Genomic DNA, 24,019 nt, shown 5'->3' with positions numbered 1-24,019 from the left:
GTATTGAAGTGTTCGGGTGTGCCGGTCCCTGAAGGCAAAGAAGCGGCAACCGACATTGAACGCACTTTCGCGAGCACCGACCCGATCGCTACTTGAAGCAACAGCAGAAAAAAATCGCGGTTAGGGAAACCCGAGCGCTAATGGCAGACAGCGTCATGGAAACCCGAGCAGAAGCGGCCAGCAGCGTCAGGGAAAGCTGTATGCTCGCGTTCCAAGAACCCCAGAAATCTGCCGATACATCGTGTTAGGGAAACCCCTCCACACATATTACACTTCATCCCCGAGGGTAGGAGGACTCCCAGCGGGCGCTTGCTACGATGGGCGCCTTTTACTCGGACAGCATCACATTCTCGACCTGCATCACGTCATCGACTTCAAGTGGGCGAGATCCCGAGAATTGAAGGAAAAACAGCACGGCAAAAGCGACGGACCCCAAAAGCGATAACCAAACCGCTGCGCTGCGCAACTCTTGGGATAAATCGCCCGATTTCGCGGATGCGATTTCGAGGCCCTTTACGAATAGATATAAGCATCCGAGCCAGCCGATGAGCTGAAGCATCTTACCACGCCCCCAATGTTCGTCAGCATAGCCTTAGCCACGCATATTGAAATTCGCTCACTTCGATATTCTCGCCTTCAATAGCAGTCGGCATTCCGCTCCCCGCTCCGGCTATGAAACGTTTGTATCCAGTCATTCCGCCAAATCCGTTCCGGCTATTTACCTCTCCGCAGGCATAGGATGCCCCACCAGGAACTCTCACATTCCGAAGATCGGCAGATTCTGGATCCTTCAGCGCTTCCTTCAGCTTCTCCTCGGCCATGAATCGGACCTGGAAGGAGTCTGGTCCCTTCGAGGTGGATTTGGTCACTGCCCTCCCAGACGAAGGAGCGCCAGTCGCGGACTTCTTCTGAGGAGGATCGGGCTGAAGAATGTTCCCAATTATGCCCACTGCTAGGATGCCGCCAAGGAGGTAGATCCCGATCTGCCTATTCCGCGCTTCTTTGGCTGTTCGCGGCACATTCGAGAATTGATGACGGCAATGCCGGCAGATCCGGGCTTGGTCTTGGACAAGTTCCGCACAGTCGGGACACCTTTTCATCCGAGCTTCCTAGCGCTGTATTTCTATTGGCGAGCGAAGATCACCCTCACCCAATTGTCAAACCTTAAGGAAGGGCATCCCTGCACCATACTTCGGACGTTTCCGGCAGGTTGTTAGACTCGTCTCGTGACCCTGATAAGTTAAGAAGACCGGAGGCACCTTTTCCGGAGGCGTGGCGATTGAGCGGCCACCCAAGGTAGTCTTTAGGCATGTGCAACTCGGTCTCTCAGTCGGTGACAACAGGCGTGCCAACAATGACACAAGCGCAGATCACAGTTCGCCGGAACTTCTCATTCACGCATCTAGCTGGTGCGCGCCACTTCGTGACAATTCTGGAAAAGCATGAGACGCAGCACAAGGACGCGGGTTTCGGCTCCCATTTCGACTTGGCGAACTGGTATGCATCGGCCTGCTTTCTCATGAGCTTCTCAGCGGTAGAGTCGGCCTTGGATGAAGTCATCGACGACCTGGACATTCCCGACGCCGTCACGACGCCGGTTGTTAAAAAGCCACTGTTTGATCGTTGCGATGCGGTGCTGCAGCATTTGGGCAAGCCCAAACTGGATAAGGGTGCAAAGCTAAGTCAGGAACTGAATCTTCTCCGAGAGCTACGGAACGCCTTGGCACACCCCAAGGCGGAATGGAGCGACGATTTGGTTCTCTATGCGGATCTCACCAAGAAGCTCATCCAATGGAAAGTGCCTCTCAGTCCTTTCGTAGCGAAGCCATCCGATGCATTCCCGCTCGGTTGTATGTCTGCTGGCGCCAGCAAGTGGGCGCACGATACAGCGATCGCTTTCATTAATCATTTAAGGTCGAGCCTAGGAGCGAAGCCGACTAACTGGGGCATCTAATACACACATAATTCCATCCCGCGCCACGCCGCACAACTTCTAGTCGGCTAAATGCCTCCACGTCGGCTTTACGAGTAGAAGCTAATGTCAATTATGGGTCGAAGGCTGACGTTCAGAACGGCGCGGGAATTTTTCAGGTTAGGTCGACGGACGCATGGCCTGGCGTGTCGTTTGCCTCGACGTTCCAGTAGAGTTGCCCTGGTGACGTCTCGACGACCGAGACAGTCCAATGCGTGATGATAGACGCCTTCTCGATTGGGAGAGCCGCGAGCGCCGATTGAGCGCCATTTTGGCACTTACCGTGCCCAACCTCGTCCCTGCAATTTAGCGTGAAGGGCAGTGGGCCGGCGCCCCGAGCTTGGTTGCGAGCCCATTCGAGCCAACGCAGAACCTTCTTGCTTTCTTCTAATGTGGAGCCCGGATTGATGTGAGCAAAGAGTCCCTCGCAACCGCCTAGGCGAACCTTGTTCATAGCGACGGGTTTCTGTGGTTCGCCTTCCGTACTTCCGTGCCCTCCGTAGATCGAAACGTAGTAGGATTTCCGGGCGCAGAAACCGTCGCCGGTGGCGAAAGGACGGCCCTCGAAACGAACCGACGATGGTGGACCGTCCTGGAAGATCCCCCGGGAGACAACGTGCGAGACAGCGTCCGAAGCCCAATCGGGCGGCAGCAATTCAGTTGCGAGTTTCCGAGTGGGGGGCCGCCCAACGCCCGGTCGGATTAGGATCGTCCCAATCAGATTGGGCAGCGAATAACGCCACTAGCGTCAACAACATCGACACCTCCGCCCGAGCCGGCGAAGCCTAGCGCTACTTCTACCCATTGGCCAGCAAGGGAACCAGCCAAGCCGGGAGTCAGCTTTGGGTCGAAAGCTGACGCGGCAAGAATGGGTGGAAAGCTGACTCTAGCCATCGGCACTCAAGCCGTGCGTCGTTGGCCGATGAAGTAACCTACAGTGAACCCGATGGCAGCTATCACAATGACAGCGCGGATGGCCGTTTCCCAGTTGCCTTCCCACTGGCTCCAAGCGGCAAGGAGGCCGACGACCGCCCCGACTAACATACCTTTCACACCGTCGCTCATACATGTAGCTCCAAGGCCCGCTCGACGCCTTGGTAGCGAGTGAGCGCCAGCGTCAGCAATCGGTCGTAGGCGGACGGTCACGCGGTTGCGAGAATAACCCAATCGGCTATTTCCCTACGAGTGACTGAGCATCGCGACGGTTTACCTGTTCTGGCCTTTGGCAAGGCCGCAAGTTTTGAAGAGTGGCTGGACGATCAACCTGCGGACGCTGGCGGGGCATGGCTAATGCTTCCGAAGAAATCGGCGAGCGCGCCTGGGATAACAAAAGCGGAAGCGGTAGATGTTGCGCTTTGTTACGGGTGGATCGACGGACAACTCGACAAATACAACGGCCAATATTGGCTCGTGCGTTTCACTCCGCGAAAAGCTCGCAGCAAATGGTCTCAGGTGAATAAGAAGCGAGCAATGGAGCTGCTCGCCGAAGGCCGGATGCGAAGGTCTGGTGTCGCGCAAATCGACGCTGCCAAGACCGATGGCAGGTGGGATGCCGCGTATGCGCCCGCAAGTTCCGCAAAAGTCCCCCCTGATCTTCAGGATGCACTCGACGCCAACCCTGAGGCAGCGAAGTTCTTTGCAACGCTGAAGGGCGCGAACCGATATGCAATCCTCTACCGCATCGGCTCCGTGAAACGCCCCGAGACGCGCGCTAGGAAAATTGCCGACTACATCGCCATGTTAGAGCGCGGCGAGACCATTCACGGCTAGGTCGCGGACGGCGAATGACTGCTTTGGGTCGGAAGGTGACATTAACGCTCTGGACGTTCCAGATACTTAAACCACTTAGGTGGATGCAGGTGCAGCGACAGCATCGCGCCGGGTAGTCCCAGAATGAAGCCACCGAAAAAGAGCAGGACGCCAAAACCATCTTTCGGTTGAAAGTATACGAGGGCGCCCCAAGCAGCGAAGCATGCGACGGCAGAAGCCCAACGTATGACCTCAAGCTGGCGGGTCGTCATCGGGTCTAGGGTAGCGACGGTCCTAATGTCTGCAATGGGTCGAATGCAGACCTAAGTTCGAGCGGCCCAGTTGATAGGGCGCGAGTTTAGCGAGTCCTAAAATTTGGGCGCTTGACTCAATTAGTCATTTAGCTAAATATCTAAACATGAGCCAAGTCTTCAAAGCCTTGTCCGACCCCACCCGCCGGCGAGTGTTGCAATTGCTGCGGCAGGGACCGCTAACTGCGGGCGAGCTGAGCGATCACTTCGATTTTTCGAAGCCGACGATGTCGGCTCACTTCGCGGTGCTGAAGGATGCGGACCTCATCCATGCTGAAAAAGCCGGCAAGTCGATCATCTATCATTTGAAGCTGTCGGTGCTCGAAGATGCACTGCTGAGCTTCGTTCAGTCATTCGGGACGGGCGTCGATGCGCCCGAACCCAAGAAGGGGAGTATGCAATGACGAAGGAACTGACCGGAAGCCTGATGTGGGCCGGCGGGATCATCGCAGTGGCTCTGGGCGCAACCGCCTCTCGCGAGGCTGAGCTGATCGATGGTGACACCGCCACCCGGATCGTGCTGGCGGTCACCGGCCTGATGGTGGCCTGGTACGGCAACCGGATGCCCAAGACCTTTACTCCCAGCGCTTCCGCCCGCCGAGCTAATCGAGTTGGAGGCTGGTCGATGGCCCTGAGTGGCTTGCTCTACGCCGGGCTGTGGGCGCTGGCCCCATTTGACGTCGCGCTCTGGGTCGGCTGCGGCGCGATCTTTGCCGGGATTATGGTGACTGCCGGTTACTGCTTCTCCTTACGGAGCAAAGCGAAGGCCGCCTGAGCCTCCGGCTGTGCCCAGTTTGCCCGACTTGAGTGAGCCCGCGAGGCGCGGGTTAGATGTCCGCTTTGGGTCGAAAGCGGTAGCGACGGAAACACAAATGCATTCCCCCGAATAGGCTTCTCGTCGCACTGAATTTTTCGTACTTTCTCGCTCTTTACCCGGGGGCAGGCCGTGAACCTACCAGATGCAGCCAGCGACCAGGACCGCCAGGTCGTCCTCCCGGTATTCATCAGTTACGCTACCGCCGACCGCAAGAAGGCGCTCTCGGTGTGCAAGGCGATCGAGCGGCATGGCGCGAAGTGCTGGATTGCATCGCGTGACGTCGCCCCGGGACAGAATTATCAAGAAGCGATTGTCGACGCGCTTCGTAATGCCCGGGCAATGGTGCTGGTTTTTTCGGGCGCCGCGAATAAGAGCGACGAGATTAAAAAGGAGCTATCGCTCGCCAGCCGGCTCCAGGTGCCGGTGATGACGCTTCGGATCGAGGACGTCGAACCGAGCGATGCCTTTGCTTACGAGTTGGCGACCAGGCAGTGGATCGACGCATTCAAGGGTTGGGACAGGTCGATCGACCTGCTGATTGGCAGCATCGGGGAAATCTCTCCTGCGGGAGCGAGGACACCCGCGATTGAGCGTACGTCCCGTCCCGTTGTTCCGTCACCCAGTCGCCGACGGCTCCTCGCGGGAGCCGTTGTCTTTGCAATTCTCATCGCCGGAGGCGCATGGTTTGAACTGCGCCCCTCGCCATCCCCAGATCACCCGATGGAGATCCGGCTTGCAGAGTTTCAGCTGCTCTCAAAGGATCTGCCCGGGACAACTAGCGAGGCGATCGCCAACGAGATTATTGCTGCGTTCAATGATGACGGTGTCGTGGGCGTTTCGACTGCCTCGGCGCCGGCGCAAGGCAAGGCACCGGCCTATGCGCTGGGCGGAACGCTTCAGCGAAATGGCGACGTTATTCGGGTCATCACACGCCTGACGAACGAGCGTTCCGGCGCCACCATATGGTCGGATAGTCGGGACTATCCGGCCGATCAGGGCTCAAAGGTGCCGCGACGAATCGCCGTGGATGCCGGAAATGTAATCCGATGCGGGCTATTCGGTGCCTCGACCTATCCCAAGACTCTGCCTGATGCGGCCCTGCAGGATTACCTGCAGTTCTGCCAGGGCCATTGGGACCCTTCGATACAGGATGGGCGCAAAGCCTTGGTCCCGGCCCAACGGGTTGTGGCCGCGATTCCTGATTTCTCTTGGGGCTGGGCGGCCGTCGCCGGCGGATATTGGAAGGTTGCAATCGCGGCGGAGAATAATCGGCTCGCTGAGGAGGCAAGAAAGGCAGGGCGTCAGGCCGCTGACCGTGCGATCGAAATCGATGGCAAGAACAGCGAGGCAATGTGGATCAAGTCCTTGCTGATCGACCGCCTGGATTGGATCGAGAGGGAGAAGTTGTTGAAGCGCGCAATCGCGGTCAGGTCGCTCGATTGCGGCTGTGAGCACCATCAATATGGCGAGATGCTACTGAGCGTTGGCCGAACCGCCGAAGCGGTCGAACAATTGCGTCAGGCCAACGACATGCTTGCTCTCTACGTCTACACGGCTCTCAGTTTGGCAAGGGCGCTCGTCCTCGCTGAGATGCCGGAGGATGCGAAAGCCCATTTCGATGCGGCCATCGACCTTGCACCGGATCCCGGCATGGCGGAGTGGATCGCGTTCACCGAGGCAACCGACACTGCTGACATCGAGGCCTTGGACGATCCGGGGCTGCCAATGACCGCAGAGCTTCGCGCCGCCTTACTGGAGGGATATCGAGCACTGGCCTCACGCAAGGATACCGTCGCAAAAGGCCAGGCTATCAAAGCACTCCTTGCGCTTCCCAAGGAGCAGCAGGGCAACGCAGTAGCGCGACTCCTAGCGGGCCTAGGCGCGAGCCGTGACGCGTTCCAGCTTGCTAGCCGGATCGTGATCGAGCGGGAAGGCAGCCCTTCGATCTTCTGGTATCGGAGTATGCGCGAAACGTTGCGTGATCCGCGCTTCCCACCGCTCGCGCAACGGCTCGGCCTTTTGAAATATTGGGAGACGACGCGCACAAAGCCGGACGTTTGCCAAGAACCCAACGCTCCTCGCTTCTGCGAGATGCTGTAAAGCCGACGATTGCTGAACCTAATGTCTGCTTTGGGTCGAAAGCAGACACGTCAGGAATGAGTGGAACGCTGACCCTATGCATGGCAGCTTCACACCATGAAGTCGCGTATGCTCGTTATCGCTGTGCCGCTTTTCGGAGTCGCCTGCGCATCGCCTTTGACCATTGAGGACAAACCACCTTTACCCAGTGCACACGAGGTCAGGAGCTATGTTGAGGCACATTGGAGCCAGGATTGGCGCTGGCATGAAGTCTTCGCGAGATTTGCCGAACGGAAAGGCGAGCGGCCCACCCTGGTGAACGTTGGCGACGTGCAGTGCAGCTATCTCTATATTACGTCACAGTGCACGATCCAGGTCACTGGTCGCTTTGCCGATGGCCAAACTAAGACGCTACCGATGTTCAGTCAGTTCGATCGCGATGCTTCGGGCAATCTCGTGGAGGTACTCGACGTGTATCACGAGCGATCAAGGCAATAAGCCTAATGGCAGCTTTGGGTCGAAAGCCGACACGGCAGAAATGGGTGGAAAGGGCTTCAGCCATGCGCCTCTCCTGCTTACCCATTGCTCTCGCACTCCTCGCCACGGGCTGTGCAACTGCCCCGCAGGCCAGCGTCGAAGATCGAACCTTAGCATTTGGGTGCGCGGATAGCGTGGTGGTCGGCACCGTCGAGAATGGGGCTTATCAGCCGGTGGATGATCAAAGCGATCTAATGGGGCACGGTTGGATTTCCGCGACCCTTTACGTCCGAACTGTAGTCAGGGGACCGTCCGTCTCACCAACCCTGCCTGTAAGGTATTTCGCGCACACTTACATGCGCGAGGGCCGGGAGTTCATGTTGGTCCTCAAACGGCGTGATGCCGAATACGAGATTGCGACCGGGCAGCTAATGTCTTTGCGCCCCCGCCTCGCAGCCCGCTGCGGCTAATGTCAGCAATGGGTCGAAAGGTGACCCTGCGGGATGGGGCACAAACTTGTCACCACATGGCCAGTTCGTCAGCGCAAGCTGAAAGAAGGCCCAGTTGTTGTTCGTTCACCTGATCTAGGTCCTTAACCCTTAGAATTGTCTCGTCGGTCTCTCCTTCTGTGAACAGGAAGAGGTGACCTTTCGAAGTCGAATAGAGGCGATCTCGTGGGCCAAAGCGTCGCCCGGACATGTGGTGCAATCGCGTCAACTCCCCGAACAATTGCTGCCCCTCCTCCGATTGTAGGCAGGCTTGGACGGAAGACGCTGACTTTGCCGTGTGCACCCTCACGACGGTCGGAACATTGATTGCGTCGCTGGTCCGGAACACAACAACCAGCACCGCGACAAGTGAAAGCGTGACCGCCCACCCAACCCAAGCTTTGGGCGCGTCATCAGCAAACCTCATAGGAACAAGCTTAGAGCCGCGTTCAATGTCCGCAATGGGTCGAAAGCTGATTCAATTGTTCGCGGTCCAAACCAAAAAGAGCACCAGGACGGTGGCGACGATCACTTCCACGAGCCACCGTGCTCGAAACTCGTCAGCGCCAACTTCATCCTCGGAGATAAGGTCTCGCGGCCCGATGCCAGTGGGCAAGCGTCTGGTGAGCCACGAAAGGAATAGAAAAAAGCCAAACGGCAGAATCAGGAAAAGGTAGGTGCGGTCCATTACTACGGTCTGCCCCTAATAGGTTCTGGGGAAAGGCTAAGCCTCCTTCTGAATGTCAGCAATGGGTCGAAAGCTGACACGGCAGATACGTGTGGAAACGGGACACTGCGCCTATATGTTCGAGCGAGCGACATGAGAATGACCGATGTTTGCTCATAATAGCGGTTGGCAAAGCTCCCGATTCCATTCGGCTATGATCTTGTCCGATCGCCGTTCAATGTTGGACTCGGGATGAACGCTGAGTTCGCGTGAGTACTTGTCCAAGCTAAGCTTTACGCCCTGCAAAATCGCATTGACGGCTTCCGCCTTACCTATTGCTGTTTTCATCGCCCGGAGGTCTGCTTCGTCGAGGCGGCTACTGCCGCCATATGCAGCCAGCGCCTCCCACGCGTCGCCCTCGACATCTCGAAGTTCGTCGAAGGTCTTCAGAGCGTCATAGAGCCAAGCATAGTTTAACCTGGCTTCCAACGGTATTCGGGCTGCGATCTCACCGTCGGTCAGTTCCCAAACAGCAGTACGCACAGTGAAGCCCGGTACCCCGGGCACCGGGCTTTTGAGCTTAAGGGGTGACCCTGCTTCAAGGCTCTCTCCCCATTCGCTGAGCTCCGCAAGCCGGTCGTCGACGCATCGCCTTTGGCTTAGACGGTATTCGAATGCCGCCAGGTCTCGCGCTAGCTCGGCGTCTAATGCATTGCGCGTCTCGCGTACTTCCAGCTTCCAGTGCTGGCGTTGCGCTAGTTCCTGCGCGCCCAGTGCTATGAGCACGCCCGCCGTAACTATTACCAACTCCCACCCTACGGCATTCCAGCCATTCGGCGGTTTGACTCTTATCAGGCGGAACATCTCGGTCCCCTCCAGCCCGAGGGACAAGCTTAGTCGCCTGACTAACAATGTCGATAGTGTCAGCTTTGGGTCGAAAACTGACACGGCAGGAATTGGTGGAAAGCGGACGTTAGCAGGACCTGTCAAATCGGGAGGACGGTCGGAGAATTCGAGTGAAGCAATGCGACCTGCCAGCCGAACCCAGGTCGACCTCCGAAGTTAAAGTTCGGCGCGAACATCATCAGCGCCGGTTAGAAGGCTTGTCCGATCTTGAAGAGCCATGCGCGGCGACCATTTTCTGGGATGATTCGGACGCCTGCAGGACAGCTCAGGTCGACTGTCGAAATCATCTTTGATGTCGCTAGGGTTGTGAGGTGCGTTTCTCCAAAGCGAGAGCTCGAAAGTTGACGAGGCTACCCACCCAGATGAAACTCATGCCATTCCGTGTCGATCCGGACGCAACTTTAGCGAAGAGCCGGGTTGGACTAATTCACATGTTGAACCTGAACCTGCGGCTCATGGAGGAGTGGCGCCGAGCCCAGACCGGCCTTTTTGGTGCGCCGCTGGATGTGGAATCGACCATGATCCTGATGGCCATCACTGCAATCGGAGCAGAGAATTTGGTTCGGACCGGTGACCTGAAGAATTTCGAAGACCTGTCAACCCCGATCAATTCTCGTTTGCTTCGCAGATGCAATCTGAGCTCGATCGCCGAGACGACCGGGCTGAACCGCGAAATGGTCCGGCGACGAGTCGTAAGACTTGAAAAAAGGGGCATCCTTGTACGGGACGAAGACGGCGGTGTGCTGATTGCCGACGGGATATCGGAACAGGCGGAAGTGCTCGAAGCCGTGAGAAGCCAGCTTGTGTCGATGGCCGCCACGATCGACCGGCTGCGGAAGGAAGGTCTGGTCCGTCATCCGGACGAGGCCGAGCATACATGATCCCTTACGGCCTCATGCAGCATCGACGCTGACTTCATCATTGGATGCGCACAATTCGTGCGGTCCCCATCACCAAAACGCGCCAGTCTTCGGTAGTCGCAGGCGCCATGGCAAGCGTGTCCCTGCTCGTAAAGCAGTCCAAGAACGATAGCGCCGCAGCAATGGCGCTTTCCCACTCCCGTCTGTACGGCGTCGGCTGCAAACCCGATCAACGTGCCGCCTTCAATGCCGTGCGCCTCGCGGCGCACCTTGGCCATCCCGAGGGGCGGCGCGCCCGCATCTATCTGACCGCGGCTGGAATCGGCACGAAGCCCGATCATTTGGCAGCTATGGAGATGCTCAAAGAACTCGCGAAAGAGGACAGGTTCGCCGCCGTGCAATTGTCCTTCCTCGATCATGTCGCTTGCGAACAGCGGCTGAAGGAAGTGCAGCCAAAGATCATCTCGGCAGACCCCTACATTGCGCTCTACCCCGGCCTTTTCAGCCCGGCCGAGTGCAAATACCTGGCAGTGCTTGCGGCGCCTTGGATGGAAAAGGCGATGGTGACCGAGGAGAGCGGCGGGACGCAGTTTGGCCAAGTGCGCGATGCTGACTCAAGCGCGATTTCGCATTTGACGGAGGATTTGATCGTCCAGCGAATCAATCGTTGCATTGCGACTGCCACCGGCACCCAGCCGGAATGGGGCGAGCCGCTGAACGTGCTTCGTTATCGGCCGGGCCAGCAATATCGACCTCACCACGATGGCCGCGGGTCGGGGGACGGCACAACACGCATCATGACGGCCCTCGTCTGGCTTAACGAGCAGTTCGAGGGCGGCGAAACCGACTTTCCAAGACTCAACATTCGGGTGCGTGGCGGCCTCGGCGACATGCTGGTTTTCCGGAATGTTCATAGTGACGGTTCGCAGGACGACAGACTGATTCACGCCGGCCTGCCCGTAAGCCACGGCGTGAAGTGGTTGGCTAGCCGCTGGATCCGCGGAAAGGACTTCCTGCAAAGGTATTAATCTGAAGCGCCCCTCTAATGTCCGGAATGGGTCGAAAGCTGAACCTAGCATCGAACGCGATTCTATACGGTAGCGGGATCATTGCTTGTGTGCGGTGTACCGCGACCTGCTTCCATCTCGGGTGTTCTCGACAATCACTTCCATCGTGACCGGATTGAGTAGCTTTGAGGTGACGATGGAGGCCACTTGCCCATCGCGATAATCGGTCTGAACGAAGGCGTCCTCGCCTTGCCTTCTGAACGTGGTCGTGGTTCCACGGGAGTCACCCTCGATCTTCACCGGCGGACCGCCGAATTTCGCCACGACCACCTCAGTGGGCGCATATTCGATTCGAAGATCATCGCCCATAATGCGAATTGCGAAGCTTGCCTGATCATCCGAAGTGGCCTTCACCCACAATTCGCGCCATTGGCCCGTAACCGGGTGTGCTCCGACAGGCTTGGGCGTTAGCCTTTTCCACAAGCCGGTACCGCTTTCGATTTTTCCCGCCGCGCTGATTTCAGTGAACGAAAAGGCCATGTAATTCTCATCCTCCGAGACCACGTCCACAGCTTGGTAGAAAGCCCGTCCGTTCTTTTTACGGGTAAACACGGCGGTTGAGGCATCGACGATCCGAACCGATGCCGCGTCGTACCGGGATTGACCTTTGACGGGATGGAACATGCCGTCTGCCGGAACGCTCCAGACAGGATTGCACCAGCGGCAGGTGAAGGCGCCGTTCTGAAGCGAGATGTCGTATCGAATGCCTGAGACATGAGTAGCTTCCGGCCCGAATCGCCACGTGCCGTCGAACGGTGATTGCGCATGCAGGGGAGTCGAGGCGCAAACCAGAGCAACCGCTGCAAAAGTTGCCAGCCTCACGGCGTCCCCAAAATGTTGACAGCGCCCGTTCTATCGCGGTCGCCAACGCCTTCAATGGGTCGCGACCCGACGCCGTGTACAGCGTGACGAACCCGCCTGCCCAACCGGAAGAACGGGCGACAAGCCACGCATATTGCTCATTGAAACGGGCAAGGCTGCGGGCTAGCTTGAGACTGCTCGGACTGGGGGTTTGTGTTGCGTAAGTGGTTTTTTGTGTGCGCCGCCGCCGGCGCTTTACTGTCGTCGCCTGCCGTTTCAGCTTGGCAGAAAGTTAGCAGCCCGCACTTCGTTATCTACGCGGACGATTCAGCGGAGAAGCTGCGCGAGTTCGCGGTCCGCCTGGAGCGGTTCGACAAGGCCGTCCGTCTCGCCCGCAGCATGAGCGACCCCGCGCTTGGCGACGGCAACAGGCTAACAGTATTCGTGGTGCCGGACATCAAGGACGTCCAACGCCTGGCCGGGACCAACCACGGAATGACGACGAACCTGGCCGGCTTTTATCGCGCTGACGGCACGGGTTCGATCGCCGTGGTTCCGAAACGGTCGGGAAACAGCGAAAAGCCGTGGATGGACGACCAGGAGACCTTTTTCCACGAGTATGCCCATCACCTCATGTATTCGGACCTCACCGCGCCGACGCCGCTGTGGTACTCTGAAGGCTTCGCGGAGTTCATGTCGACCGCGAGCTTCGCCAAGGACGGATCGGTGACGCTCGGGCGCGCCGCGGTCGGACGGGCTCTGGACGTGACCGACAGCAAGACGTTTCCGCTGGACCAGATGCTTTCGGGGAAGGTCGAGCAGCTCAGCGAGGACCAGTGGAACTCGCTCTATTCGCGCGGCTGGCTACTGACCCATTACCTGACCTTTGATCCCGCTCGTAAAGGGCAGATTGAGCAGTATCTCAGAGCCATAGCCAAGGGCAGCGACGGAGCGGCTGCCGCACGCGCTTTCGGCGACCTAAAAGCCCTCGACCGCGACTTGAAGACCTATGTGGGCCGGCGGCGCCTGTCGGCGGTCAAGGTTGCCGCAGCGGCGCTTGCAACAGGGCCGATCAAGGTCGAGCAGATGCCCGCCGCCGCCGAAGAGATGATGCCGCACCGAATGCGGCTGAAGGCAGGCGTGACAAAGGGTGAACTACCCGAACTGGCGCAGGCAATCCGTCTGGTCGCCGCGCGTCACCCTTCGGATGCATTCGCCCAGACGACGCTCGCCGCCGTCGAAATCCAGTCAGCGCAATATGCGGCGGCAGAGGCTGCCGCGGATCGGGCGCTGGCGGCAGATGGGCGCGCAATCGAAGCAATGATCTACAAAGGCCAAGCCATCATGGAACGCGCCGGGCTGGGCGAGAAGGCAAAGACCTTCGCCGAGGCTCGCAAGTGGTTCCAGAAAGCCAATGCGCTCGATTCCGAAGATCCTGAGCCGTTGATGCATTTCTACCAAGCCAGCGTTCGGGAGAGCGGCCGCCCGAATGCCAATGCGATTGCCGCTCTCCACTATGCGTCGGACCTCGCGCCGCAGGATTACGGTTGGCGCATGCAATCAGCCTATCAGTATCTCGAAAGCGGAAAGCTGGCCGAGGCGCGCCGCGCGCTCGTACCGATTGCGTATTCGCCACACAGCCCGGAGGCGGGACGAAGAGCCCAGGCAGCGATAAGCAAGATCGACACAGGCGATGCCAAGGGCGCTCAGGGGGCCATGCGGTAGGCGAAGTGGGCGGTTGGGCAGTGGGATTAACGCCCATAAACTGTTTGCTTCACCCGAAGGTATTGGAGCTAGCCTCGACGTTCTTTGTTCCCGTCGCAGCGGTCAGCACAGATTCGGACGGAAAGCTGAGCACAAAGGCAAAAGGAATTCCCTGCCATAATCACCAGTCATATGCCTTCGAACGACTTGCCAACCGGTTGATCGGCGTAGCCAAACGTCGATCAGCTTAAACTCCTCGCTGATCTTCCTTTCGCCCATTGTCACGTCCCAGCTTCCCTTGACCGTGGCGATTGCTGTGTCGCCGTGAACTTCCAGATTGGTGATGTCAGTCTTGTAACTTGCGATCTTCATTTTGCGCAGATTCGCCAGCCAGAGCGCCCGAGCAATCGTCTCGTCCGGAGTCGCCGTGCCGCTCGTCAGCCGAAATTCCGGTGCAAGGATGGCTTCAACTCTCGGCAAGTCTTTCTTCGCGACGGCTTCGGTCCACCGCTCATTTGCCGCAACGATCTCCCTTGAGGGTGTCGATGGAACCGGCGCCGCGATAAGCGCAACTGCGAGCCAACCTGTGATCATTGTCCTCTATACCCCCGAAAAGTCGCGGACGAATTTCGCTGGTTCCAGGTCTGAGTCAATGCCACTTGGTGTCGGACAACAAGCCAACTTTGCGGCCAAATACCGCCTTTATTCTCCTCGTAGCGCCAAGCTCGGGCGAATGGCCGAGACGTCTAGCAAGTGAGATCGCAACCAAATTTGCTGTCAGCCGCTTGTAGCGCGATGACCAGTAAAACATTGCCCGAACGTTGGTGGACGGTCACGAGTGGCCCCGGTCCGGTCATTGCGACCGCTATTCACGATGGCCATGACCTGCGCCCAGCGGTCGCCCAAGCCATGATCCTGCCCGATGATGAACGTATGCGGGAGGAGGATCCCTTCACGGGCCAAGCCGTCACAGGCGTGCCGACGCATGTGATCGTTCACCGCTCGCGTTTCGAATTTGACCTTAATCGGGCGACCGAGAGTGCGGTCTATCGCACTCCCGAGCAATGCTGGGGCTTAAGCTTTGGGAGGACGAGCCTGACCCGAGGCTCGTCCAAGAATCCACGGCACTCCATGCTTCTTATTATCGGATGCTCGGCAACCTGCTCGACGGAATCGCGGCAGAACATCCGCGCTTCGTTGTTCTCGATGTCCACAGCTACAACCATCGCCGCGAAGGACCCGACGGAGCTCCGATGGCGCCGGAAAAGGCTCCCGACATCAATATCGGTACCTCGTCCATGCCACGCGATGACTGGGCCTTTCTCGTCGATCCGTTGATGGAGGCGATGCGCGGCTTCGACTTCAACGGTCGTCGTCTCGACGTTCGCGAAAATGTCGCCTTCAAGGGCAAGGGCGAACAGACACGCTTCGTCCATGAGCAATACCCCGGGAAGGGCTGCGCGATCGCGCTCGAATTCAAGAAATTCTATATGGACGAATGGACCGGCGCGCCCGATCCGGCGGAGCTTGCCGCGATGCGCGCGTTCATCACCTTCTCTGCCCAGACCGCAGCGCAACTGCTGGCCAGGTGAACGCGAGCCTTCAAACGTCGGACCTGCCCGCCTCAAGTGAGCGCGGCGCGCGCCGCAGCAAGGTCGGTGAGACGGGGCGACTACACCTCGACCGGCGACTGCCCTTCATCGTGCTCAACAGGCTTAAAGTGGGGGAGTCGGCTGCCAGCAGTCTGGCGCGGCGAGTGGCACTGAACAGTCCCGCCTATCTCATCTGGGATGAAGGGGCCGACGACGAACCCGCGCTTGCCCTGCTCGAAGAACTCGCGATCGCGCACAGCAAGTCGAAGATGCCGTTGTTGGTGATGGAGGTTCACGATCTCATTCAGTCGCCAGAGAGTGACAACAGCCAGAGCCTGACCCCCTTCGTCGCCATCGTTGCCGGAGGTCGGTCGGCGCGGGAGCGCAGGGCTCGCGAGACATTGATAAAGGCGCTTCGCCAGGTCGAGATCGATCTTCGCCATCCAGAGGTCGCAGAGCAATCAATTCCAAAGGACCATTGGCTGGTCCAAATGCAGTCCAACGGTTCATCTATCAGCGACCCACTCATAATCGGCCTACCCCAGATTCACCGGCGAAATGACGGCGGCATATACCCACAGATAGTTCACGATCTTGCCGTCGCATGCGGCGATGCTGTGCTGCGCGCGGCCTGCGCCTATCTCGATGATGAGCGGGGTCATGCCCCGGCGCACTATCGTTCGCTTGGGCGGAGTGCGTTCCTGAAAGCTGCGCTCAAGGCCGACGAGCGGCTGGATTCGATCGCGGCAAGTTTCGATTTTCTTCTGTCGGTTTCGCCTATCAACACAACGGCGGCGTTGGAGCAATTCGTCGCCGACGGCGAGAGCAAGGCCCCCAAGTTCCGCTACCGCCCGCTGACGGTTGATCCTGACGAGGTGAAGCGTCGGCTTTATCGTCTAGACTTCGCACGACTCGAGGATCCGCTTCTCCAGCGACTATTCACCGACAAGCGCCACGAAATCGACGCCCAGCTGACCATGCTCGCGACGCGAAACACTCCAGCATTCCGGCCCGCGAGCCTGTTTCTCTACGGCGCGGTCTCGGCCGAACTGTTGAAGGACGCGCAGCTCCTGCTCGCCGCCGTCCCGCCGCGAAGCGCTCGCGGCAATTCGATCGGCGCGGCCGAGGTCGCCGCCGCCGCGCGGGACTTAATCGGCTCTTATTCGCGAAAGGACGCCTTTTTCGACGCGGCCGTAGAGGTGCGGGATGACGTCTCCGGTCTGATGGTCGTTCGCAATCGGTTGCTGATTGGATCGTCGACCATGATGACGGAATCACGTCTCGACGCCCTACTCTCGCACGAAGTGTCGACGCATCTGCTGACATTCATCAACGGATCAATGCAGGGACTGTCGATCTTTCGAACGGGCCTCGCGAATTACGAAGGCATTCAAGAAGGCCTCGGCGTTTTCGCTGAGTGGGCAGTTGGAGGCCTGACTTGGCGGCGGCTACGACTTCTCGCCGCGCGGGTGATTGCGGTCGATGCGATGCAACATGGCGCCGAGTTCATGGACACCTACCGCCTGCTTCGCCACGACAACGGTTTCTCGATTGCCGGTGCGTTCGGCATTGCAACGCGCGTCCACCGATCCGGCGGGCTCGCCAAGGACAGCATATACCTTGAAGGTTTCCGGTCGGTGATCAATCACATTGCCGCGGGCGGGCCGCTCGCACCCTTCTGGCTCGGCAAGATTGCGCAGCGTGATGTGCCGGCAATCGAGGAACTGCTGCAGCGCGGCCTCGTTCACGCTCCAGTCTTTCTTCCCAGCTATCTCGACCGTCCCGACGTCAAGCGGCGGCTTTCCCAGCTGAAAGCCGGAATTGGCCTAAACCGATTACTATCGATGGAGCCCGCTTGATGCGTATCGCCTTTTTTGTGAACGACGTAGCCACTGAGTATTCCGGCTACACAACGACCGTGCTTGCGCATCAGGCGGCCATGCGAGGGCACGATGTCATGTATATCACGCCCTCCGACTTCATGATGGAGCGCGACGACAGCTTACGGGCGCATGTGCGGCAGATTCCCAAGAAGAAATGGGCCAGCCGCGACGATTTCTTCGAAGCCCTTAAGGGTGCGAAGACGTCGGCCGATACCGTCGATCTAGCCGAGATCGATGTGCTCTGGCTGCGGTCCGATCCCTCGCTTGACGCCCAGTCCGCGCCCTGGCGTGCGGAGGCAGGCATCCTGTTCGGGCGCGAAGCGGTGAAGCGAGGGACGCTGGTCCTCAATGATCCTGACAGCCTCGGCCGCGCGATCAACAAGCTCTACTTCCAGGGCTTTCCCGAGGAAGCGAGAGCGGAGACGATCATCACCCGCGACGAGCGCGACATCAAAGCCTTTGCCAAGGAGTACAAGAACAACATCATTCTGAAGCCGCTTCAGGGTTCGGGCGGGTCGGGCGTATTCAAGCTCGACAAGGAAAGCGCCGGCAATCTCAACCAGATGATCGAATCGATCGGTCGCGACGGTTACATCATCTGTCAGGCGTATATTCCCGCCGCGAAAAAGGGCGATATCCGCTTCTTCCTGATGAACGGCCAGCCGCTGCAGGTCGACGGCAAATATGCGGCGCTGCGCCGTGTTGCCGCGAAAGACGACATCCGCTCCAACATCCATGCCGGCGGCAAGGCGGAAGCCGTCGAGATCGGCAAAACCGAGTTACGTGTTGCCGAAATCATCCGCCCAAAGTTGATCGCCGACGGCATGTTCCTGGTCGGCATCGACATCGTCGGCGACAAGATCCTCGAGGTGAACGTCTTTTCGCCAGGCAACCTGAAGAGCTGTTCTGAGCTTGCCGGCGTCGACTTTTCTGAAGCGATCATCGGATCAATCGAGCGCAAGGTGCAGATTTCGACAGACTACCGTGACAGCTTCGACAACAGACACCTCGCAATGCTCTGATTGAGAGATCCCTTGCACTTCGAATTTGCGGGAACGGGATCCGCTGAAATCTTCAATGATCCTAGAGTCAGCTTTGGGTGGAAACGTGACATTAGCGATTAGGCGATAGCAGTCGTTTGCGGCTGGCACCCGGCAACCCGAGAAAGGCCCATCGATGTTAGCGTCACGCCCCCTCGCATCTATCGTCATAGCCTCGATCGCCGGCCTTGGCTGCTCAAGCACGAAAACAACATCTGCCGAGCTTCACGGAGTGAAGTATCAATTTCCAGCAGGTCACGTTTCAACAGCTGTCAGCCCTTCTGAGGGTACATTATATGTCCGCCTCGCGCCCCCTGGAGCGAACTTCCACCTCGTCCTCGATGAATTGGCCGATCACCCAAGTAATTATGAAGACATTCCTGTTATATCTCGCCTCACTGATATCCGCTTTAGGGAATTCGAGATAACAAGCACCAAAGCTGGGAAAGTCTATTGCCTAGTAGGTCCACGGCCTCACTTTAACTGCGGGATGCATTTCCGAGACGGGCCAGTTAACTGGGCCATCCTTTTCGACAGGCGATTTGTCGAAGACGCGCCGGAAATATGGGCTCAAACAAACGCTTTAATCCGGTCGTATCGGAGCCAGTGATGGACGCCGTATCAGCGGCTTCGAAGCGGTCTGCCAATGTCAGCTATGGGTCGAAGGCTGACACAGCACCTTTGTGTGGAAAGCGGACATTGCATAAGCTCGCTATTTGACCCAAAGTCGCCCGTAATGTTTTGGGTAGTCCGACGCTTCTTAGCTCCTTTCGCAGTAAGCAGCATCGGCTGCACCTTCCTTGTACTCGTTTGGGTAACGTGGGGAAGGGACGCGAAAATGATCCTTAGTTCCCACGATCTGATCGACCTCGCTTTTATTGTGCTTCTTATTTTGCCCTTCCAAGCGGTTGGCTTGGTTCTGCTTGTTCCAGTCGCCCTATTCCTATGCGGCTTGCCGCTCCCAAGGCCAGTATATCCTTTGCTTTTAGCGCTTTTAGGAGCGGCGTTCGGGACTGTGGCCCTGCTAGCCATCACCGACCGGCCAAACTCTTTAGCGCACACCCTTTTGGCAACGTGCGGCGTATTATCAGCGTTGGTGTGGTTCGCATTCAATCGGGATGCCATCCAACGGCAGGCCTAATGTCTGCAATGGGTCGAAAGCTGACTCTAGCCCGCGCCGTCGCGAGACGATGTTCGAAAAGCATGGGCGATAAAAAGCACCATGCTTGAGAGCAAAATGCATGAGATGATCCACCAATACACTTGTGGGTTGCCGCCCATTTGGACGACGCTGGCTGAACTACAGACTGTAAGAAAGACCGCGAGAGCGTGCGAACGCGTTCGAATCGCTTGACGAAAGACCGAGCGCCCACGGCTGTCTGAGACAGTCAGGTCGAAGTAGTTGAGCATTCCGACGTGAAACACGATCGGCACGATTGCTACCCACCACTTCACCTACGCTGCCCCTCACCCGTCGACATGGGCCACCAAAGCAAAATGCGAATGTGTCAGCAAGGGGTCGAAGGCTGACTCTAGCCGTGGTTGCTTTCGGAACGTCGCTTCGAGGCGGCTCCGTAAACGAAGTAGGCCAGGACGCTCGCACCTAGAGCGAGACAGCCAAGGCCGATCAATCCGACATGATTTTCAGCGGTTGCCCAGACGATCACCCCCAATATTGGCGCCATGACGACCGCAACGGCACTCGCTGGCGCTGGTGCTTCGGTGCCGTAACCCAGCCATTCCTTTTTGTAGCGACCCGCACGAACTTTGCCGACGAGGGCGATACAGATGATCGCCAACAGGGGGATTGGAAGCCAGTAAAGTATGTGAAGCAGGAGCATGACTGCTCAATAATCACCCGGATGCTTAAAAAGCTCTAATGTCAGCAATGGGTCGAAAGTCGACATTGCCAATCACTCAACATTTCTCTCATATCGCGCCATGGACGAGTTCCTGTCCCAAATCGTAGAACGCGTTTCAGAGCAAACAGGCGTTAAGCCCGAAAAGCTCGATGCCAGCACGCGCCTCCTCCAAGACATTGGCATGGATGGGGACGACGCGGTGGAGTTCTTTGAAGACTTCGAAGAGCGGTATGGGGTCGACTTGTCGCCGCTCTACGCAAACTGGGGTCGACACTTCGGACCTGAGGGCTTTGGCACTCCAAAGACGTTTGTCGTTCTACTCATTCTCATGTTCGCACCAGTTTCCCTGCTGCTTTTCGGCGTGTCCCCCATTTGGGGCTGGGCTGTTGAGCTAGCAGGCGTCGTCATCTGGAATCTGGCGGTCAGAAAGTGGGCCCCCAAGGACGAGACTTTGACGGTGACTGTGGGCGATCTAGTGCTGGCTGCTAAGAGCAAGCGCTGGCCGTTAGTATATAACACTCCCTAGTGTCCGGTTTGGGTCGAAAGCTGACATGACAGCTTAGGGTGGAAGCGACACTACGGCCGCCTTTATCGGAGAGGCAAAGGGTCAAGTCCTCGCCAACTTACGTTTAATCCAATGTCGATCGCGACGAGCGCGGATACTCTGCGTCCCATAAGCGTTTGAACTGGAACCCTTATTATCGGGTTTCAACACAGGAGATTGTAAGATGCGTACAACCCTCGCCATTTTGGCGTCCGCCTCATTGGCAGTTTCCGCGGCCCCAGCGCTCGCCGGAAACAACAACGGTCTCGTTGTCGTCGACCTGACGAATGCAGACGTTCTCAACAACCTCGCCCAGAATTTGAAGGTCAACGTCAGCGACATTTCGGCGCTGAACAACGTCTCAGTCCCGATCGGGCTTGCCGCTGCGATCTGCGACGTCAACGCTAACGTGCTTGCCGCGCAGAAGAAGACTGAAGCTCCGACCTGCACCGCCAAAAACAATACCTCGGCGCTTCAGACTGCAGTCCAAAAGAAGCTTGGAACTGTCAGCCAGTAAACCAATCTGCACCCTCCGGCGGGCGCCCATGGCGCTCGTCGGACGATGGCTGCGTTCCCTTATAGGCTTACGTACGTTTTGGGTCGAAAACTGACTTCCCGCTAAGGACTCTCGGTTGCCGTAAGCGTCGCCCGGCACATCCCCGAATAGAGCGGCACCCCAACGGAGTGTCCATCGCGGTCGCGGATCCGGATGAATACTCCGTTCGAAATGTCCGGTGCGACTTCAAGCCAGATGTCGACGGGCCGGCGTCCCAGGGCGGCCTTAAACGCATCAGATGTGTGCCAAAGCATCGTTTGGGTTTCCCGTCGAAAAGGTGATGGGCCGCGCATCAAAGACCATGAGCCGTTTCAGGGACCCTGACGCAGAACGAAGGCGTAATCGGCGGCCCTCACCTACACCGTTCACGACAAGGACCAGCCTCTGGTCCCTGGCGTCATTGCCCACGAGACGGCAGTTGGCAGAATAGGTCGGGAACGGCGTCGTGCGTTCCGGCTCTCGGACTATTGTCCCGGGTGGCGGAGGAACAGAATACAACGCTGCTACAATGAGCGCGCCAAGCATGCGGGCACTCCTTACCTGTTCAATTATCGCCTAGATGCCGTCTAAGTCGAATGTCTGCAATGGGTCGAAAAATGACCCTACGGAGCGAGCGGGAGCCGAACTCACCTGCGCATTCGAAACCGAAAACGACGGCGAGCGCCTGACTTTCGCCTCATACAATTCCGGAATCATGGGGGCCGAGTGTTGTCACGTTCTATAACTCTCCTTGCCGCGCTGCCCGCGATTCTCGCCGCTCCGCTCAGTGCACAGACCCCGAGCGGCGATGAGATAGTCGTCACCGGGGAAAAGAAGAAAAAGGAAATCACCCAAGCGCTCAAGCGAATGATTGCAAGGACGGACGGCGGCCAGTTGGCACGCTATGAGAAGCGGGTTTGCCCACGTGTAATCAGTCTTCCCAATGACTGGGCACAGAGAATGGTCAGGATGATCCGGGCCGAAATTGCCGCGACGAACGCACGGATCGGCGCGAAAGGTTGCGACGTCAATGCGCTGGTCATGTTCGTCGATCGACCACGAGACCTGCTAGTCGGGCTAAACGCCAGGGAGCCGAGTTTCTTCGGGATGAACCCTCGCACGTTCGACATTTTCACCGCTGTAGAGCGGCCTGCCTACAGCTGGCAACTGGTCGAAACGTACGGAAGCCGCGGACAGATACTCCGCCAACTCGGATCGCTAACCTACCAGGATCCGACGACCGGCGCGATCATCACCACGCCACTGCAATCCGGAACCAAGGCAGCGTTCGACGACACCGGCTCACGGCTCAAAAGCGGCGCCCGTGATGAAATCGAACTAAGCTTCGTGGTGATCGATCGCGACCTTAGCGAAGGTAAGACGTTGCGCCAGCTGGCTGACTTCGCAACACTCCACCTACTGCTCGACGTGCGTCCCAACGCCGGAACCGCCGATGGTGACTCTATCCTGTCGTTGTTTGAGAAGCGAACCGGGTGGGTACCCCCGCGGCGAATGAGCCGATTTGACCGAGCTGCGCTTAGGGGCTTCTATTCCCAGAGATACAACAACCGCAGCGCCACCCAGCAACTCGAGAATATCGCAGCGGCCATCGAGCGTGCCCGTAGTGAAGCGAACCAAGAGGAATGACTATCTCGCAGCGTAAGATTTGGTTCGAAAGCTGAGCCAAGAATAGCCAAATTACAGCGCAGAGTGCGGAGTTTCCGCGCCTAGACGAACAGGCCGATCGAATTGCCGAAATTGTGAAGCAAGATCGGCAGGAGCAGGCTGCCGGTCCGCAGGCGTAGCCACACCGCGATGAGGGACGGAATTGCGGTCATGGCCATGTACATCAGATCGAGTGAGAAGGCGCCCTCCGAATAGCCGAAGGCGTGAGCGAGCCCGAATATCGCGCAAGACAACAAGGCTCCCCAGCCCCAATCCACGCCGAGAAAGCGCACCCGCCCCGTGAAGGCGCGATCAAGCGCGAAAAGGAGGATCCCCGATAAAAAGGTTCTTCCTCCAGCCCGGGCATTGTCAGCTGGAATGCGGCTTCTTCAGTTGTGCTCGAACCGCCACTGAACGCAAGGTCCACGCCCAGGAAGAAAGCGCAATAGAGCAGCGCCACGGGAACTGCGGACACGAGACTTCCGGCATTTTGCCGAAGGGTGAGACCCACCGATCGCCAGCCGAAGGCGGGCAAAGTGGCAATGGCAAGCGTCGCCGCTAGAGCGAGGATCTTGCCCTGCCAGTTCCGCTCGCCGTCGATCACATTCGGCAGCAGCCCGTAAGCATTGGTGAGCAATGCGTCGTTGACCGCGACCAACAGGGCCGCGACGAGAAGCCAGCGCAGATTGAAGTACCTGCGATCTAGCAGTCCGATCGCGCCTCCAACCGTCAACAGAAGAAGCAAGCTACCCGCGAGCGCGATCAAACCGTCCATGCCCCACCCCGAACAGTTTTTCAATTGGTAGATCCGGGAGGGATAGAGTCAAACCCGTAAGCCATGCTCAGACGCAGCCTGCTGCCTTTGGCGAGGTGACGAGTAAGGCGATTGAAGGGACCGAAGATCGGCGCCTTGCCAATGTCTGCAGTGGGTCGAAAACTGCCATTGAAGCGCCGACGCTGACCACGTCAGACGGCCTAATCGAGCTTTTCTGCTAAAGCT

The 24,019-nt window shown here is 58.1% G+C and carries 25 protein-coding genes; 16 read left to right on the top strand and 9 right to left on the bottom strand.

Annotated features, from left to right (window positions below):
• Positions 1-328 precede the first annotated feature (328 nt).
• Complete coding sequence (locus G7076_RS04990; RefSeq protein WP_166200927.1) at positions 329-559, bottom strand: hypothetical protein; 231 nt, start codon at positions 557-559, stop codon at positions 329-331.
• Between the two features lie 22 nt (positions 560-581).
• A complete protein-coding gene (locus G7076_RS04985) occupies positions 582-821 on the bottom strand; it encodes a hypothetical protein (RefSeq protein ID WP_166200925.1) in 240 nt (79 codons plus the stop codon).
• 533 nt (positions 822-1,354) lie between these two features.
• On the opposite strand from G7076_RS04985, the gene G7076_RS04980 reads away from it, so the two are divergent.
• The 7 genes from G7076_RS04980 to G7076_RS04955 all read left to right on the top strand — a co-directional run bounded on the left by G7076_RS04980 (position 1,355) and on the right by G7076_RS04955 (position 7,426).
• Positions 1,355-1,954: a hypothetical protein gene (locus tag G7076_RS04980; RefSeq protein WP_166200923.1), complete on the top strand. Its 600-nt coding sequence runs from the start codon at positions 1,355-1,357 to the stop codon at positions 1,952-1,954.
• Between the two features lie 933 nt (positions 1,955-2,887).
• Positions 2,888-3,013, top strand: coding sequence for a hypothetical protein (locus G7076_RS12670; protein ID WP_277343927.1), 126 nt, complete (start codon positions 2,888-2,890; stop codon positions 3,011-3,013).
• A 144-nt stretch (positions 3,014-3,157) separates the two neighbouring features.
• On the top strand, positions 3,158-3,742 hold the full coding sequence (locus G7076_RS04975) for a YdeI/OmpD-associated family protein (RefSeq protein ID WP_206367575.1): 585 nt from the start codon (positions 3,158-3,160) through the stop codon (positions 3,740-3,742).
• Between the two features lie 397 nt (positions 3,743-4,139).
• On the top strand, positions 4,140-4,436 hold the full coding sequence (locus G7076_RS04970) for an autorepressor SdpR family transcription factor (RefSeq protein WP_166200921.1): 297 nt from the start codon (positions 4,140-4,142) through the stop codon (positions 4,434-4,436).
• On the top strand, positions 4,433-4,807 hold the full coding sequence (locus G7076_RS04965) for an SdpI family protein (RefSeq protein WP_206367574.1): 375 nt from the start codon (positions 4,433-4,435) through the stop codon (positions 4,805-4,807). Before G7076_RS04970 ends, G7076_RS04965 begins: the two co-directional genes overlap by 4 nt.
• 171 nt (positions 4,808-4,978) lie before the next feature.
• On the top strand, positions 4,979-6,949 hold the full coding sequence (locus G7076_RS04960; RefSeq protein ID WP_166200919.1) for a toll/interleukin-1 receptor domain-containing protein: 1,971 nt from the start codon (positions 4,979-4,981) through the stop codon (positions 6,947-6,949).
• Between the two features lie 294 nt (positions 6,950-7,243).
• Positions 7,244-7,426: a hypothetical protein gene (locus G7076_RS04955; protein WP_166200917.1), complete on the top strand. Its 183-nt coding sequence runs from the start codon at positions 7,244-7,246 to the stop codon at positions 7,424-7,426.
• A gap of 945 nt (positions 7,427-8,371) precedes the next feature.
• Here G7076_RS04955 and G7076_RS04950 read toward each other — a convergent pair.
• Both G7076_RS04950 and G7076_RS04945 read right to left on the bottom strand, forming a co-directional pair.
• On the bottom strand, positions 8,372-8,581 hold the full coding sequence (locus G7076_RS04950; protein ID WP_166200915.1) for a hypothetical protein: 210 nt from the start codon (positions 8,579-8,581) through the stop codon (positions 8,372-8,374).
• A 153-nt stretch (positions 8,582-8,734) separates the two neighbouring features.
• On the bottom strand, positions 8,735-9,424 hold the full coding sequence (locus tag G7076_RS04945) for a hypothetical protein (protein WP_166200913.1): 690 nt from the start codon (positions 9,422-9,424) through the stop codon (positions 8,735-8,737).
• Positions 9,425-9,897: 473 nt separating this feature from the next.
• Here G7076_RS04945 and G7076_RS04940 point away from each other — a divergent pair, with 473 nt between their 5' ends.
• Entirely contained in the window at positions 9,898-10,347 is a 450-nt protein-coding gene (locus G7076_RS04940) for a hypothetical protein (RefSeq protein WP_166200911.1), read from the top strand.
• A gap of 107 nt (positions 10,348-10,454) precedes the next feature.
• Entirely contained in the window at positions 10,455-11,354 is a 900-nt protein-coding gene (locus G7076_RS04935) for a 2OG-Fe(II) oxygenase (RefSeq protein WP_166200909.1), read from the top strand.
• Between the two features lie 78 nt (positions 11,355-11,432).
• Here the strand turns inward: G7076_RS04935 and G7076_RS04930 are convergent, their stop codons facing one another.
• On the bottom strand, positions 11,433-12,215 hold the full coding sequence (locus G7076_RS04930; RefSeq protein WP_166200907.1) for a hypothetical protein: 783 nt from the start codon (positions 12,213-12,215) through the stop codon (positions 11,433-11,435).
• Positions 12,216-12,410: 195 nt separating this feature from the next.
• On the opposite strand from G7076_RS04930, the gene G7076_RS04925 reads away from it, so the two are divergent.
• A complete protein-coding gene (locus G7076_RS04925) occupies positions 12,411-13,919 on the top strand; it encodes a collagenase (RefSeq protein WP_166200905.1) in 1,509 nt (502 codons plus the stop codon).
• Between the two features lie 102 nt (positions 13,920-14,021).
• On the opposite strand, the gene G7076_RS04920 is transcribed toward G7076_RS04925, so the two are convergent.
• The gene (locus G7076_RS04920) at positions 14,022-14,492 is read right to left on the bottom strand and encodes a nuclear transport factor 2 family protein (RefSeq protein ID WP_166200903.1); all 471 of its coding nucleotides are present in this window, start codon (positions 14,490-14,492) and stop codon (positions 14,022-14,024) included.
• 470 nt (positions 14,493-14,962) lie between these two features.
• Here G7076_RS04920 and G7076_RS04915 point away from each other — a divergent pair, with 470 nt between their 5' ends.
• From G7076_RS04915 to G7076_RS04905, 3 genes are all read left to right on the top strand, one after another.
• Positions 14,963-15,490, top strand: a complete 528-nt coding sequence (locus G7076_RS04915; protein ID WP_206367573.1) for an N-formylglutamate amidohydrolase — start codon at positions 14,963-14,965, stop codon at positions 15,488-15,490.
• A 164-nt stretch (positions 15,491-15,654) separates the two neighbouring features.
• On the top strand, positions 15,655-17,349 hold the full coding sequence (locus G7076_RS04910; RefSeq protein WP_166200901.1) for a tyrosine/phenylalanine carboxypeptidase domain-containing protein: 1,695 nt from the start codon (positions 15,655-15,657) through the stop codon (positions 17,347-17,349).
• Positions 17,349-18,395: a glutathione synthetase gene (locus G7076_RS04905; protein WP_166200899.1), complete on the top strand. Its 1,047-nt coding sequence runs from the start codon at positions 17,349-17,351 to the stop codon at positions 18,393-18,395. The genes G7076_RS04910 and G7076_RS04905 overlap by 1 nt, the downstream gene beginning before the upstream one ends.
• 1,550 nt (positions 18,396-19,945) lie before the next feature.
• Here G7076_RS04905 and G7076_RS04900 read toward each other — a convergent pair.
• On the bottom strand, positions 19,946-20,254 hold the full coding sequence (locus G7076_RS04900; protein WP_166200897.1) for a hypothetical protein: 309 nt from the start codon (positions 20,252-20,254) through the stop codon (positions 19,946-19,948).
• A 100-nt stretch (positions 20,255-20,354) separates the two neighbouring features.
• Here G7076_RS04900 and G7076_RS04895 point away from each other — a divergent pair, with 100 nt between their 5' ends.
• The 3 genes from G7076_RS04895 (at position 20,355) to G7076_RS04885 (ending at position 23,001) form a co-directional block, all read left to right on the top strand.
• Entirely contained in the window at positions 20,355-20,801 is a 447-nt protein-coding gene (locus tag G7076_RS04895; RefSeq protein WP_166200895.1) for a DUF1493 family protein, read from the top strand.
• Positions 20,802-21,003: 202 nt separating this feature from the next.
• A complete protein-coding gene (locus tag G7076_RS04890) occupies positions 21,004-21,336 on the top strand; it encodes a hypothetical protein (protein WP_166200893.1) in 333 nt (110 codons plus the stop codon).
• Between the two features lie 744 nt (positions 21,337-22,080).
• Positions 22,081-23,001 carry a hypothetical protein gene (locus G7076_RS04885; RefSeq protein WP_166200891.1) on the top strand — a complete coding sequence of 307 codons (921 nt, stop codon included), beginning with the start codon at positions 22,081-22,083 and terminating at the stop codon, positions 22,999-23,001.
• Positions 23,002-23,081: 80 nt separating this feature from the next.
• On the opposite strand, the gene G7076_RS12400 is transcribed toward G7076_RS04885, so the two are convergent.
• Both G7076_RS12400 and G7076_RS04880 read right to left on the bottom strand, forming a co-directional pair.
• A complete protein-coding gene (locus tag G7076_RS12400; protein WP_240913899.1) occupies positions 23,082-23,297 on the bottom strand; it encodes a CPBP family glutamic-type intramembrane protease in 216 nt (71 codons plus the stop codon).
• The gene (locus G7076_RS04880; RefSeq protein WP_240913957.1) at positions 23,204-23,794 is read right to left on the bottom strand and encodes a hypothetical protein; all 591 of its coding nucleotides are present in this window, start codon (positions 23,792-23,794) and stop codon (positions 23,204-23,206) included. The genes G7076_RS12400 and G7076_RS04880 overlap by 94 nt, the downstream gene beginning before the upstream one ends.
• Positions 23,795-24,019 lie beyond the last annotated feature (225 nt).

This window comes from Sphingomonas sp. HDW15A, assembly GCF_011301715.1.
Classification (GTDB): domain Bacteria; phylum Pseudomonadota; class Alphaproteobacteria; order Sphingomonadales; family Sphingomonadaceae; genus Sphingomicrobium.
The sequence above is the reverse complement of the archived record's forward strand: the minus strand, read 5'-3'. Positions and strand labels throughout refer to the sequence as shown.

What these genes read in the sequence shown, in the direction of transcription:
- G7076_RS04895 (WP_166200895.1), top strand. Translation starts at nt 20,355, where the DNA reads ATGGACGAGTTCCTGTCCCAAATCGTAGAACGCGTTTCAGAGCAAACA.
- G7076_RS04990 (WP_166200927.1), bottom strand. Translation starts at nt 559, where the DNA reads ATGCTTCAGCTCATCGGCTGGCTCGGATGCTTATATCTATTCGTAAAG.
- G7076_RS04950 (WP_166200915.1), bottom strand. Translation starts at nt 8,581, where the DNA reads ATGGACCGCACCTACCTTTTCCTGATTCTGCCGTTTGGCTTTTTTCTA.
- G7076_RS04970 (WP_166200921.1), top strand. Translation starts at nt 4,140, where the DNA reads ATGAGCCAAGTCTTCAAAGCCTTGTCCGACCCCACCCGCCGGCGAGTG.
- G7076_RS04880 (WP_240913957.1), bottom strand. Translation starts at nt 23,794, where the DNA reads ATGGACGGTTTGATCGCGCTCGCGGGTAGCTTGCTTCTTCTGTTGACG.
- G7076_RS04905 (WP_166200899.1), top strand. Translation starts at nt 17,349, where the DNA reads ATGCGTATCGCCTTTTTTGTGAACGACGTAGCCACTGAGTATTCCGGC.
- G7076_RS04890 (WP_166200893.1), top strand. Translation starts at nt 21,004, where the DNA reads ATGCGTACAACCCTCGCCATTTTGGCGTCCGCCTCATTGGCAGTTTCC.
- G7076_RS04985 (WP_166200925.1), bottom strand. Translation starts at nt 821, where the DNA reads ATGGCCGAGGAGAAGCTGAAGGAAGCGCTGAAGGATCCAGAATCTGCC.
- G7076_RS04920 (WP_166200903.1), bottom strand. Translation starts at nt 14,492, where the DNA reads ATGATCACAGGTTGGCTCGCAGTTGCGCTTATCGCGGCGCCGGTTCCA.
- G7076_RS04935 (WP_166200909.1), top strand. Translation starts at nt 10,455, where the DNA reads ATGGCAAGCGTGTCCCTGCTCGTAAAGCAGTCCAAGAACGATAGCGCC.
- G7076_RS04940 (WP_166200911.1), top strand. Translation starts at nt 9,898, where the DNA reads ATGTTGAACCTGAACCTGCGGCTCATGGAGGAGTGGCGCCGAGCCCAG.
- G7076_RS04900 (WP_166200897.1), bottom strand. Translation starts at nt 20,254, where the DNA reads ATGCTCCTGCTTCACATACTTTACTGGCTTCCAATCCCCCTGTTGGCG.
- G7076_RS04915 (WP_206367573.1), top strand. Translation starts at nt 14,963, where the DNA reads ATGCTGGGGCTTAAGCTTTGGGAGGACGAGCCTGACCCGAGGCTCGTC.
- G7076_RS04945 (WP_166200913.1), bottom strand. Translation starts at nt 9,424, where the DNA reads ATGTTCCGCCTGATAAGAGTCAAACCGCCGAATGGCTGGAATGCCGTA.
- G7076_RS04980 (WP_166200923.1), top strand. Translation starts at nt 1,355, where the DNA reads ATGACACAAGCGCAGATCACAGTTCGCCGGAACTTCTCATTCACGCAT.
- G7076_RS04965 (WP_206367574.1), top strand. Translation starts at nt 4,433, where the DNA reads ATGACGAAGGAACTGACCGGAAGCCTGATGTGGGCCGGCGGGATCATC.